Genomic DNA, 14143 nt, shown 5'->3' on the forward strand with positions numbered 1-14143 from the left:
ATGTTTAGTAGAGACCGTTGGGAAGAAATACTTGAAGCATTAAATGCTAATAAATTTAGAACGTTTTTAACAGCGTTCGGAGTCTTTTGGGGCATTACAATTCTTGTATTATTATTGGCCATGACTAATGGGCTAAAAAATGGAGTCATGTCAGATTTTGGTGATTTTGCTACCAACTCTATGTTTATGTGGACCCAAAGTACATCTAAACCCTACAAAGGACTGCCCAAAGGACGTAGTTTTAGTTATAAAATAGATGATGTTGCAGCGATTAAAGCTCAAATTCCAAATTTAAAATATGTATCACCACGAAACCAATTAGGTGGTTTTAATGGTGCTAACAATGTGACAAGAGGGACTAAAACAGGAGCTTTTGAAATCTATGGTGATTATCCAGAATATATTAATCAGCAACCTTTAGATATTCTTCAAGGACGTTTTATTAGTTATTCAGATATTAATGCCAAGCGTAAAATATGTGTTATAGGAACAGGTGTAGTTAATGGACTTTACGATAAAGGAGAAGAAATTTTAGGAACTTACGTTAAAGTAAATGGCGTTAATTTTTTGGTTGTAGGTACTTTTAAAATGAGTAATAGTCAAGGAGATGAAGAGCAAGATGCAAGTACCATTTATATACCTTTTACCACATTTGGTCAAGCTTTTAATAGAGGAGAAAATGTAGGTTGGATGGCTGTAACAGCTGTAGATGGTGTTACTATTACCTCTTTAAAGCAACAAGTGTTTAATTTAATGAAATCTAGGCATAAAGTAGACCCAACAGATGATCGTGCTATCGGACATTTTGATCTGTCCGAGCAATTTGAACGCGTTAGTGGTTTGTTTTCAATATTATCTTTTGTTGGGTATTTTGTTGGAGCTTTAGTGTTAATGTCTGGCATTATTGGTATCAGTAATATTATGCTTATTGTAGTTAAAGAACGTACCAAAGAAATTGGAGTAAGACGTGCTTTAGGAGCAAGCCCATGGGCAATTAAATCACAAATTTTACAAGAGAGTTTAATATTAACCATTCTATCTGGTATGGTTGGTATTTCATTTGCTGCATTTGTTATTTGGGTAATGAATACCATTTTAGACAATGTAGGTCCTGTAGATAATTTTGCAAACCCAAGTGTTAGCATGCAAGTTATATTTACCGCTTTAATTATATTAATAGTTTCAGGTGTATTAGCCGGATTAATTCCTGCAAATAGTGCCACAAAAATGAAACCTGTAGATGCCTTAAGAATAGACTAAATTTATACCAATCACAATCATGAAAAGAACTAAAACTGTAATTATATTAATAGCAATTGTCGCTTTGTTCGGAATTTCACTATTCTATTTATGGCAGAAAAATCAAGAAAATCCTATTACTTATGCTTTAGAGTCGCCAACGGAAGAAACGATTATTGTAAAAACTGTAGCAACAGGTAGTATTGTACCAAAAGAAGAAGTTTTAATTAAACCAAATATTTCAGGTGTTATTGAAGAAATTTTTATTGAAGCAGGTGAGTATGTTAAACAAGGAGATCTTATTGCTCAAATTAAAGTGATTCCAAATGCATCAACTTTAACAAGTGCTAAGAATAGTATTGCAACCAACCAAACAGCACTTCAAACAGCAAAAATAAATTTACAGACACAACAAGCTAATTACGATAGGCAGAAAGCATTGTTTAAAAAGGGTGTCATTTCAGCTAATGATTTTGAAGGCGTAAATAATTCATATTTACAAACAAAACAAAGTGTTGAGCAGGCTAGAATTAATGTGAATTCGGCCAATCAGAATTACGATATCATTAAAACAGGAACAACTTCTGGTTTAGGAAACATAGCACAAACACAAGTAAGAGCAACAGTTTCTGGGATGGTTTTAGATGTGCCTGTAAAAGCAGGAAATCAAGTTATTGAAGCCAATAATTTTAATGAAGGAACATCAATAGCCTCTTTAGCTGATGTAAAGCAAATGATTTTTGAAGGTAAAGTAGATGAAAGCGAAGTCGGAAAAATAAAAGAAGGTTTACCACTAGAAATTACAGTTGGTGCCATAGAAAATAAGCAATTTGAAGCAGTTTTAGATTATATAGCACCAAAAGGTGTTGCAGAAAATGGAGCTGTTCAATTTGAAATAAAAGGAACTCTAAAAAAAATAGACTCAACATTTATTAGAGCGGGTTTAAGTGCAAATGCTTCAATTATTTTAAATAAAGCAGAGAAAGTTTTAGCTATTAAGGAGGCTTTAGTTCAATATGATGAGGAAACTAAAAAACCATTTGTTGAAGTTGCGATTGGTGATCAAAAATTTGAAAGAAAAGATTTAGAATTAGGTATTAGTGATGGTATTTTAGTTGAAGTTAAAAGTGGTATTTCTAAAACCGATAAAATAAAAGTTTGGAATCAATTACAGGGTGTTCCAGATTATGCGCAGTAATATATTTAAATTAAGTGTAACATTTTAAGTCTTACATAGACCAATAGACATCATGAAAAAATCAATCATAATAGTATTACTTCTCTTTGGAGTATTAGCACAATCACAGAATAAGCAATGGACACTCAAAGAATGTGTCGATTATGCTTTAGAAAATAATATTTCTGTAAAACAGAGTGAATTAGATATTCTAACATCAGAACTTAATAAAAGAGATGCTATTGGTAATTTTTTACCAACATTAAATGCGTCTTCAAGACTGAGTTGGAGTATTGGGTTAAATCAAGACCCTGTAACATTTAATGCTGTTAATTCAACAACTCGAACGTTAAGTGGAGGTATAAGTTCTTCTGTTGATATTTATAGAGGACTGAGTAATGTAAACCAATTAAGACGTTCTAATCTTCAATTATTATCTAGTCAATATCAACTAGATAATATGAAAGATAATATTTCATTAAACGTAGCAAATGCTTTTGTTCAAGTTTTATTTAATAAAGAACAGTTAAAAGTAGCTTTAGCTCAGCAAGAGGTAACAAAGCAAGATATTAATCGTACACAAGAATTAGTAGATGCGGGTTCATTACCTAGAGGTGATTTGTACGAAATCCAAGCTACATTAGCTTCTCAAGAACAACAAGTTGTTAATGCTGAGAATGCTATTTTATTATCTAAAATTAGTTTAGCACAATTGCTTTTATTAAAAGATTATGAAAATTTTGATATCGAAGAGTTTAAGTACGATGTGCCATTAGCAAACATTTTAAACGAAACACCAAGGTCTATTTTTGAAAAAGCAAGAGAAGCTCGTTATGATATTAAGATTGCTGAGAATAATAACGAAATAGCAGAGTATGATTTAAAAATTGCAAAAGCTAGTTTACAACCTTCTTTAACAGGTGGTTATAGTTTTAGTTCAAATTATTTTACTTCAGAATTATTTGATACACCTAATTTTGAAAATCAAATATCTGATAATAAGAATCATAACTTCTTTTTGAGTTTGAATATTCCTATTTTTAATGGGTTTTCAGTAAAGAATAATGTAAAACGAAGTAAAGTTAGTTTAGAACTTAGCAAGTTTCAGTTAGAACAAACAGAGTTAGATTTAGAAACTAATGTATACCAATCTTTTAATGACGCTAAAGGAGCTTTGAAAGCTTATGAAGCTGCACAAAAAACATTAATAGCCAGACAAGAAGCTTTTAATTATTCTCAAGAACGATATACCGTTGGGTTATTAAATTCATTTGATTTTAATCAATCAAAAAACAATCTAGAATCCGCACAAAGTGAAGTGGTTAGAACTAAATACGATTATATATTTAAGTTAAAAGTATTGGAGTTTTATTTTGGAATACCAGTAACAGAATCAAAGTTATAATTATGAGTAAAACAGTAAAAATTATTATCGGAATTGTAATCATTGCACTTTTTGTTTTAGTAGCAGGTTCTAAAATGGGATGGTTTGGTGAAAAAAGTGATTTTAAAGAGGTAGTTCTTCAAGATGTAACTTTAAAAGATATTGTACAAACGGTATCTGCCACAGGTAAAATTCAGCCAGAGGTTGAGGTAAAGATTTCTTCAGAGGTTTCAGGTGAAATATTAGAACTACCTTTTAAAGAAGGGCAAGAAGTTAAGAAGGGTGATTTATTAGTCAAAGTAAACCCAGATTTAAGTCAGTCTGCATACAGTAGAAGTCAAGCATCTTATCAAAATGTAAGAGCGGGTATGGCACAAGCAGAAGCTAACTTAAAGCAAGCAAAAGCAGATTACGAAAGAAATAAAACGCTTTTTGATAGAGGTGTGATTTCAAAATCAGATTGGGACAGTTCTATTGCGGCTTATGAAACAGCAACTGCCGGAAAAAATTCAGCATATTATAATGTTCAGAGTGCAGCAGCAACAGTTAATGAAGCTAAAGACAATTTAAATAGAACTGCGATTTATGCGCCTATGACCGGGACTATTTCACTTTTAAGTGTAGAACTTGGTGAGCGTGTAGTTGGTACGCAACAAATGGCAGGTACAGAAATTCTTAGAGTAGCTAACTTAAAGAATATGGAAGTAGAAGTTGATGTTAATGAAAATGATATTGTAAAAGTGAGTATTGGTGACTCAGCAATTGTTGAGGTTGATGCTTATTTAAAGAAGCAATTTAAAGGTATTGTTACCGCAATAGCTAATTCTGCAGAAGGAACTTTAACAGCAGATCAGGTTACTAATTTTAAAGTTAAGGTAAGAATTATTGAAGAGTCTTATAAAGATTTAACAGAAGGTAAACCTGAAACATATTCACCATTTAGACCAGGTATGACAGCTACAGTTGATATTATTACAAAAACTAGAAAAGATGCAATTTCAGTACCAATTAGTGCTATTGTAATTAAAACAGATACAAGCTCAACAAAGAAGACTTATGTTAAATCTACAGAAATGACAGAGCGTAATTTAGGGCAAGAAGAACAGAAATTTGAATGTGTTTTTGTTAATGATAATGGTAAAGCTAAATTACGAGTGGTTACAACAGGTATTCAGGATGATACTAATATTGAAATTATTTCAGGATTGGCTGAAGATGATGAAATTATAACAGGACCTTATAGTATGGTTTCTAAAAATTTAAATCCAGGTGATTTAATTGCTGTTCCAAATAAAGAAATGGAAGATAAATAGGGGCAAATTCCTAAAGTTAAAGAATGTCATTTTTGATTAATATATTGTAGTTTTACCAAAAACAACAACAGCATATGGCATTAGTGCTAAATATAGAAACAGCAACAACAAATTGTTCAGTCTCTCTGTCTAAAGATGGGGAGACTTTAGTTTTAAAAGAAGATAACAGTCTTGGTTATTCTCATGCAGAAACTTTGCATCTTTTTATTGATGAGCTTTTTAAAATTTCAAAATTAAAACCATCAGAGATTGATGCTGTAGCCGTAAGTAAAGGTCCAGGATCTTATACCGGTTTAAGGATTGGTGTATCTTCAGCTAAAGGTTTGTGTTTTGCTTTAGATAAGCCTCTAATTTCTATTTCTACTTTAGAAAGTTTAGCACATCAGGTTAAGGTCGAAGATGGTTTTATTGTACCGATGTTAGATGCCAGACGTATGGAAGTTTATTCTGCTATTTATAATTCAAAATTAGAATTACACAGAGCTATAGAAGCAGAGATTCTTAACGAAGAAAGTTTTAGCACACTTCTAGAAAACAATAAAGTTTATTTTATAGGTAACGGTGTGGAAAAGACAAAAACTCTAATTCAGCATCCTAATGCAATTTTTATAGAAGGGAAATTACCATCTGCAAATGAGATGTCGTTTTTGTCAGAAATGAAGCATGAAAAAAGCGACACCGAAGATGTCGCTTATTTTGAACCCTATTATTTAAAGGATTTTGTAGCTTTAAAAAAGAAGGCTTAAGCTTCTTTATGTATTTCTACTTGATGTGGGTAAGGAATTTCAATACCAGCAGCATCAAGAGCTTCTTTTACACTTTCAGTTACTTCAAAGTAAACTGTCCAGTAATCTGCAGTATTAACCCATGGTCTAACAACAAAGTTAATAGAGCTATCTGCAAGTTCAGATAAAGCAATTGTTGGAGCTGGATCTTTTAAAATTAAAGGATGCGCTGCTAATACTTTACTAAAAACTTCTTTTGTTTGTTTAATGTCAGCATCATAGCTTACACCAAATACTAAATCAACTCTACGGGTACCTTGTGTAGTATAGTTTACGATATTTCCGTTAGAAAGTGATCCATTAGGAATGATGATTTCTTTATTAGATAGGCCAATTAATTTTGTAGTAAAAATTTCAATTTCTTTTACAACTCCAATTTCACCTTGAGCTTCAATTAAATCACCTATTTTAATAGGTTTAAAAATCATAATTAATACTCCACCTGCAAAATTTCCAAGAGAACCTTGAAGCGCTAAACCAATAGCTAAACCAGCAGCAGCAATAATAGCAGCAAAAGACGTTGTCTCAATTCCCATTGTACCTAACACAACTATAATTAGTACAATTTTTAAAATCCAACTAATAAGATTTAATAAGAATTTTTTTAGGCTTTCATCATAATTAGCTTTGTTCATGGCTGCTTTAGCACCTTTTACTAGCATTTTTACAATCCAAGATCCAATGATCCAAATTAGTATTGCTATAATAAGTTTGGGGCCATATTCTATAATTAAGTTATAGCCTGCGTCAATCCATTTTTGTGTATCCATTCTTCTGTATTAAATATATTTATTTTAAGTAGTGTATTTATAGAGTTTTAATATGTTTAAACAATGTAATTAAATCTTCACCATCCTTAAGGCTAATTTTATTTTCCTTTATGAACTCTTTTAAATCCTCAGAATTTTTAGGGAATAATTTTAAAAAATCTTTTCTTTTTTGAGGTAATAAAGTGATGTCATCTCCTGATCTATAGTAAAAAACATCTTTAGATCTTTTGTATTCTGCAGGCTTTGCTTCATCATAACCATTAGTTGATGGTTTTTCTTCATAGTATTTTACCACTTCTTCTTTTAAAAAGGCCATTGAATCTGTTTCTCCTAATACAACAAGGAATCCTTGTTTTAAAATATCATCATCATTTTTATAGTTATAGCTTTTGTATATTTTTTTACCCATTACAAAAGTAATCTCATATTTTTCTGCATTATTTAAAACGATGGTGTCATTGTCAAGTTTAAGTTGCATTTCTCCAAGATTTGCATCATACCTACCGTAAAATGTTTTATCACCAAATCTTTTAAGTTTAACAACTTCAAATATATCACTAATGTATGGTGAGCCTTTTGCATTTTTTACTTTATCAAAATCATTATTGATTGTACTAATAAAACCATTTAAAAGGTTTTGTGTACTTTGGTGATTTAGATCTTGTGCATTGCTTGTATTAATACCACTAAGAGTAATTAGTGTTATGAAGATAAATTGTTTAATGTGTGTCATAAAATTATTGGATTTAATATTATTAATTATATAACTTTAATATCTGTTAAGGTTAATTATAAGCTAATTAATATTGTTTCTGTTTATTAAATACATTTTGTTTTTTTAGTATTTATAGATTCAATATTTTAAGAAGTTTAGAATAGGACTTACTTATTAGACACTAAAGTTTTTTATTTGTCACTTAAAAATAGAAAAAATTAGCCATTTATAGCGTTTACAATGATCGAATTGTCATTTAACATTTCTTTTAACATACTTTCAATACCGTTTTTTAAAGTAAAAGTAGATGATGGGCAACCACTACATGCACCTTGTAATAATACTTTTACTTCTTTTGAAGTTTCATCATAAGATATAAATTCAATGTTACCACCATCACTTTCAACCGCTGGTTTTATGTATTCTTCAAGTATATTAATGATGTTTTTTGAAGTATCATCTAAAGCTTCAAATTTTTGTTCAATAGCTTTTTCTGTTTTTTCTAATTTTTTTGGGGCATCATCATTTAAAATAGTTTTTCCATCCTCAACATAAGATTTTAAGAACTCTCTTAATTGTAAAGTGACTTCTTCCCATTCAATAATGTCGAATTTTGTGATTGAAACAAAATTCTTTTCCATGTATATATTTTTTACAAAAGGAAATTGAAATAAAGCAGTTGCTAATGGAGATGGTTTTGCTTCTTCAATAGATTTAAACTCATATAAATTAGGAACAAGTACTTTGTTACATACAAATTTTAAAACTCCAGGATTAGGAGTGCTTTCTGCATAAATAGTGACTGCTGCTTTAGGTTTTGATGTATCTTCTATTACGACAACCTCGTTTTTAGACAAATATTCTTCAATCTGAAGTGCAACTTCATTTTCTACATCTTTCCATTCAACAATATTATAGCGTTCTATTGCTATAAAATTAGATGCAATATATACCTTCTTAACAAATGGAAGATAAAATAATTGTTGAGCCAAAGGAGAGTTTTTAGCGTCGTCTATATTGTTGAATTCAAAGCTGTTGTGATTGGTTAAGAATCTGTCGGCCTCAAATTTCTTGATTGCATCATTAGATGTTGATACTACGGATATTTTTGTTTCTAACATTTTTTTTAGCAAAAGTATGAAATATCATATTGATACCTTCATCCTATAGATTATGTTTTATATCTATTAAATTCTATGTGTCTAATATTATTTGTTTAAATTTCGTGTCAAATTTAAGTTGCTTTTTTGTTATTATTTCAACTCATTGGGCAATACCAGCGATAATTAATCAGAATTTTATGAAAAAAACATTACTATTCTTAACTTTATTTATTTCTTATTTTAGTTTTTCTCAAGACGTATCCATGGAAGATGGAGTTTTTCTGCGCTGTGAGCCAAATATGTTTTATGACTCAGGAACACAGTATACTGGTTACGGTAATGGTGAGAATTTTATAACTACAATTTGCCCAGAAAATGCAGATCAGTTTACGATTCTTAATTTTACATATTTTTGGACAAGAGCAGAAGATGTAATGAATATTTATGATGGAGATGATACTTCTGCACCTTTATTAGGAAGTTACTCAGGTGTAGTTTATATTCCGGCTACTAATCCATTTGAGGTTAGTGCATCGAGTTCTAATACATCTGGTTGTTTAACTGTTGAGTTTATTTCAGATGATTCTGGGACTGCTGATGGTTGGGTTGCAGAGATTTTATGTGCAACAGCATGTCAAGATATTGTTGCTTCAATTGATAGCACAACTCCAGCTCCTAGTGCAACAGGGGTTATTGGGATACTTCCGGGTGATACAGTAGATTTCTCAGGAAGTGCTACATTTTCTTTAGATGATACAGGAGCTACTTATAGTTGGGATTTTGATGATGGAAATATAGCTACTGGAGCAGATGTAACAAATACATTTACAAGTCCAGGAACTTATATAGTAACTCTTACTGCAACGGATACTAATCCCCAAGGTTGTTCAGATACTGATACAATTACGGTTTTTGTTTTAGGGCCTAATCTTGTGGTAGACCAAGATATGTTTACTGTAGAAGAATTGATTGAAGATGTTTTAATAGACAGTCCGTGTGCTTCTGTTTCTGATATCGAGTACTCAACAGGGTCGACACTTGATCCTGATGACCCAAATGGTATAGGTTATTTTTTTAGTAATGGGGATGATGATTTCTTTGAAGAAGGTTTATTGTTAACTAGTGGTGATGCTAGTAGGGCTGGTGGTCCTAATAATGTAACTTTAAGTGATGGTTCTTGGGATGGTGATGATGACTTAGATGACTTATTAGGGGTGGATTCTAATGATGCTACTTATATTCAATTTACATTCATACCTCTAGGAAATGAAATAAGTTTTGAATTTTTAATGGCTTCTGAAGAATACGATATGGGGTCATTTGAATGTAGTTACTCAGATGCTTTTGCTTTTATATTAACAGATTCATCGGGTAATGTATCTAATTTAGCAGTTATACCTGATACTACAGACCCTATTTTAGTGACCAATATTCATCCTGATAATGGTCAAGATTGTGGAGGAGTTAATGAAGAATATTTTGATGTATATACCCCCTCAAATGGAGCGCCTATTGCTTTTGATGGAAGGACAGTACCTTTTTTAGCTCACGCAGATGTGATTCCAAATGAAGTATATACGATTAAATTAGTGATTGCAGACGATAGAGATAGTTCATATGATTCAGGAGTTTTTATTAAGGCAGGAAGTTTTGATTTAGGAGGTAGTTTAGGGGAAGATATTACGATAGCATCAGGTAATGCGTTATGTGATGGGGAAGAAGTTATTTTAGATACAGGTCTTCCAGAAGAGGTAACTCATATTTGGTATAAAGATGATGTTTTAATACCTGGTGAATCATCTACAACACTTACTGTTACAGAACCAGGAATTTATTATGCTGAGTTTGATGCTAGTGTTTGCGTTGGAGCTTCGGATCCTATTTTAGTTGAGTTTAGGGATAATCCTACAGTCAATGCTGTTCCAGATATAGCAATTTGTAGTGCCTCTGGAACTGAAGAGTTTGATTTGTCTGCAAATGATAGTGCTGCTTTGGGAGATTTTAGTTCTACAGATTATACGGTTAGTTATCATCTTACCGAAGAAGATGCTATTGATAATATAGATCCATTACCAAGTCTTTATACCAATGTATCAAGTCCTCAAACTATATGGGTGAGATTAGCAGATATGTCTCAAACATGTGCTGTAACGACTTCATTTGAATTATCTGCTGCTTTGGCTCCAGATATCAATTCAGTATTAGATTTAGAGACATGCGATGATGATTCTAATGATGGTTTAGCAACTTTTGACTTAAGCGATCAAACAGCTACAATTTTAGGATCACAAGCTGCGGCCGATTTTGAAGTCACTTATTATTTAACAGCAGAAGATGCTGATTTAGGAAGCAACGCTTTACCGCTAACATATGCTAATACGGTTAATTCACAACCTATTTATGTAAGAGTAACTAGTATTGGAGATTCGGATTGTTACAATTCAACAGCAACACCTTTATTTAATTTAGTCGTTAATACAAGAGCATTAGCAACAGCTCCAATAGATTTAGAAATGTGTGATGATCTCAGTGGAGATGGTATTGCAACTTTTAACTTAAGTAACCAAGAAACAACAATCTTGGGCGGACAAGATGCTTCTGTTTATAATGTTAGTTTTCATGCAAGTCAAGATGATGCAGAAAATAATGTTGGAGTCTTACCAACGAATTATGAAAATACAAGTTCACCAAATACACAAACGATTTATGCTCGTGTAGAAGACCCATTATATTCAAGTTGTTATGCAACGACATCTTTTGATTTAATTGTAAATTCATTACCGGTGATAACTGATCCATCAGCATTAGAAGTTTGTGACGATGGTACACCAGATGGTCTTACGGAGATGGATTTAACTTTGAAGAATTCAGAAATTACAGGTGGTAATCCAGATTATACAATTACTTATCATGAGTTAATTTCAGAAGCAGAATTAGGTACTAATCCATTACCAACGCTGTATACAAATACAAGTAACGGACAATTTATTTTTGCACGGGTAGAAGATAACATTACAGGATGTTCTGTGACTACAAGGTTAGAATTAGTTGTGCAACAGGCTCCTGCAGCCTATACGCCACAACCTTTTGTTTATTGTGATCCAGATAACGATGGATATGGGATATTTATGCTTAGTAATTTAGATGCTGAAATTACCGGAGGTGCTTCAGGATTAGATGTTACTTATCACGAAACACAAACCAATGCAGATACTGGAGTAAATGCTATAGATACATCTATAGATTACGAAAATATTGTTCAAGATGCTCAAATACTATATGCACGTGTAGAAAGTTCAACGATAACAACAGCTTGTGCAACGATTGTTGTGGTAGAATTAATAGTAGAGGAAACACCACAATTAACAGCTCCAACAGCATTAGAATTTTGTGAAGATATTAATTCCTTTGATGGTTATATTAGTTTTGACCTTACAAGTAAATCTTCAGAAGTATTAAACGGTCAAGATGAGACGCAATATATTCTAAGTTATTACGAGAATGAATCTGACGCTGAATCAGGAACAAATGCAATACCCAACCCTTCAGTTTACACTAATAATGTTCCTTTTAATCAAATTATTTGGATAAGAGTCGAATATCATACAAGTGCTGGAGGATGTTACAAAATAACAAATTTAGAATTAATCGTTAATCCTTTACCTGTTGCAATCCAGCCGACACAGTTAAGTTTATGTGATGACTTAGGAGAAACACCAGGTGATGAGTTTACGGTTTTTGATTTAACCGTTAAAGATGATGAAATTACAGGAGGTAACGGAAGTTTGTCTGTAGCGTATTATGAAACTAATGCCGATGCACAGTCTCAAATCAATGCGATACCAGATCCAACGCAGTATACTAATACATCTGTAGATGGATTAGATGCGAATCCACAAACGCTTTATGCTGTAGTTACAGATACAAATACAGGTTGTGTAGATTATGTAACATTGACCATACGTGTATTGCCAAATCCAACGCCAACACCAAGTGAAGATATTCCAAACATCGAGTTATGTGATGATGTAAATACAGGAGATGGTGTAGAGGTTTTTGATCTAACAGGAAATGAAGTTTTAATTCTAAACGGAGAAGCAGGTGTAACGGCAAGTTATTATGAAACTCAGGAAGATGCGAATACTGACTCTAATGCAATACCAGATCCAACACAATACACTAATATAGATACGCCAGAACAAGAAATCTATGTAAGAATAACAAGAAACAGTACAGGGTGTTATTCGTTAGTAGACTTTACTATTGTAGTGCATCCTTTACCAGCAGTAGTTCCTGTTACAGATATTGTACAATGTGAATTGTTTACTGATGGGGTTGATAGTTTTGATTTAACAACAAAAGATGAAGAAGTACTAGGCGGTCAAGACGCAACACAATTCATAGTAAGTTATCACGAAAGTTTAGCTGATGCAGAAGCAGGAGTAAGTGGCTTAGTAAGTCCTTATAATAATACAAGTAATCCACAAGAAATCTTTGTTACAATCACAAATAACGTAACAGGTTGTTCAATAAGTACACAGAGTTTTTATATTGAAGTTGATGAGGCGGCACAAGCTAATCCAGATATGAACCCAATATTATATGAAATATGTGATGATGAAATTGATGGGGATTACACCAATGGTAGTGCTCAATTCGATTTAACCACGATGGATGAAGATATTTTAGACCTTCAGGATCCTTTAAATTATATTGTAACCTATTATGGGACTCAAGAAGATGCGGATTTAAAAGAGAATCCATTACCAACGTTGTATGAAAACACTGTAAATCCACAAGTGATTTATGCAAGAGTCGATAATGATACTCCAGATGCAACTACAGGTAACGACACTTCTATATGTTATGCTGTAGCAGAATTAACCCTAGAAGTTAATCCATTACCAGATCTAGATTTAGATGATCGTTATATTCTTTGTATAAACACTAATGACACAGAAGTATTAGAGCTTTTGGTTATAGATACTTATTTGTCAGCAGTAGATTACAGTTTTGTATGGTATTTTAATGCTGTAGAAATGGTAGGCGAAACAGGATCAAGTATAGTTCCATTAGAAGAAGGAACCTATAGCGTTGCTGTTACCGATATCAGTACATCAAGTGAGACTAATTGCGTTATCAGTGATAGCACAGAAGTTATAGAAAGTGAGCCACCAAGTATAACCATAGATCTCTTAACACAAGCTTTTGCCGATAATCACGTTTTAAAGGCGACAGCAGTAGGAATCGGAGTCTATGAGTTCAGTTTAGATGGCGGTCCATGGCAAGATTCAGGAATCTTTAGCAATGTATCATCAGGAGATCATGAGATCACTGCAAGAGACAGAAACGGATGTGGATTGAGATCATCATCTAAGTTTGTACTAGATTATCCATTGTATTTCACCCCCAATGGAGATGGAAATCATGAAACTTGGAACATTGAAGGTGTTGGTAGTAATGCAAAAATTTATATATTTGACCGATACGGTAAGTTATTACAACAACTAAGTCCAGATGGTGATGGATGGGACGGAACGTATAATGGTAAAGCGATGGCAACAGATGGTTACTGGTTTACAGTAGAATACGATGAGCCAAGCACAGGAGAACGCAAAGAATTTAAAGCTCATTTTACATTGAAACGATAAAAAATT

At 32.4% G+C, this 14143-nt stretch carries 9 protein-coding genes; 6 read left to right on the top strand and 3 right to left on the bottom strand.

Annotated features, from left to right (window positions below; translation table 11 throughout):
* The 5 genes from HSX10_RS04815 (at position 1) to tsaB (ending at position 5859) form a co-directional block, all read left to right on the top strand.
* Positions 1 to 1260: an ABC transporter permease gene (locus HSX10_RS04815; protein WP_173587079.1), complete on the top strand. Its 1260-nt coding sequence runs from the start codon at positions 1 to 3 to the stop codon at positions 1258 to 1260.
* A gap of 19 nt (positions 1261 to 1279) precedes the next feature.
* Positions 1280 to 2437, top strand: a complete 1158-nt coding sequence (locus HSX10_RS04820; protein WP_173587080.1) for an efflux RND transporter periplasmic adaptor subunit — start codon at positions 1280 to 1282, stop codon at positions 2435 to 2437.
* A 52-nt stretch (positions 2438 to 2489) separates the two neighbouring features.
* Positions 2490 to 3821, top strand: coding sequence for a TolC family protein (locus tag HSX10_RS04825; protein ID WP_173587081.1), 1332 nt, complete (start codon positions 2490 to 2492; stop codon positions 3819 to 3821).
* A 2-nt stretch (positions 3822 to 3823) separates the two neighbouring features.
* A complete protein-coding gene (locus HSX10_RS04830; protein WP_173587082.1) occupies positions 3824 to 5113 on the top strand; it encodes an efflux RND transporter periplasmic adaptor subunit in 1290 nt (429 codons plus the stop codon).
* Positions 5114 to 5187: 74 nt separating this feature from the next.
* Positions 5188 to 5859 (top strand): tRNA (adenosine(37)-N6)-threonylcarbamoyltransferase complex dimerization subunit type 1 TsaB, encoded by a 672-nt coding sequence (gene tsaB / locus HSX10_RS04835; RefSeq protein WP_173587083.1) that lies wholly within the window; start codon positions 5188 to 5190, stop codon positions 5857 to 5859.
* Here the strand turns inward: tsaB and HSX10_RS04840 are convergent.
* From HSX10_RS04840 to HSX10_RS04850, 3 genes are all read right to left on the bottom strand, one after another.
* Positions 5856 to 6668: a mechanosensitive ion channel family protein gene (locus HSX10_RS04840; RefSeq protein WP_173587084.1), complete on the bottom strand. Its 813-nt coding sequence runs from the start codon at positions 6666 to 6668 to the stop codon at positions 5856 to 5858. The two genes, tsaB and HSX10_RS04840, sit on opposite strands and share 4 nt — an antisense overlap.
* A gap of 37 nt (positions 6669 to 6705) precedes the next feature.
* Positions 6706 to 7401: a hypothetical protein gene (locus tag HSX10_RS04845; RefSeq protein WP_173587085.1), complete on the bottom strand. Its 696-nt coding sequence runs from the start codon at positions 7399 to 7401 to the stop codon at positions 6706 to 6708.
* A 200-nt stretch (positions 7402 to 7601) separates the two neighbouring features.
* Positions 7602 to 8504 (bottom strand): NifU family protein, encoded by a 903-nt coding sequence (locus tag HSX10_RS04850; protein ID WP_173587086.1) that lies wholly within the window; start codon positions 8502 to 8504, stop codon positions 7602 to 7604.
* A 179-nt stretch (positions 8505 to 8683) separates the two neighbouring features.
* On the opposite strand from HSX10_RS04850, the gene HSX10_RS18810 reads away from it, so the two are divergent.
* Positions 8684 to 14137 (top strand): FIDD domain-containing protein, encoded by a 5454-nt coding sequence (locus tag HSX10_RS18810; RefSeq protein WP_302476785.1) that lies wholly within the window; start codon positions 8684 to 8686, stop codon positions 14135 to 14137.
* Positions 14138 to 14143: the final 6 nt, after the last annotated feature.

This window comes from Winogradskyella undariae (assembly GCF_013285155.1).
Classification (GTDB): Bacteria; Bacteroidota; Bacteroidia; order Flavobacteriales; family Flavobacteriaceae; genus Winogradskyella; species Winogradskyella undariae.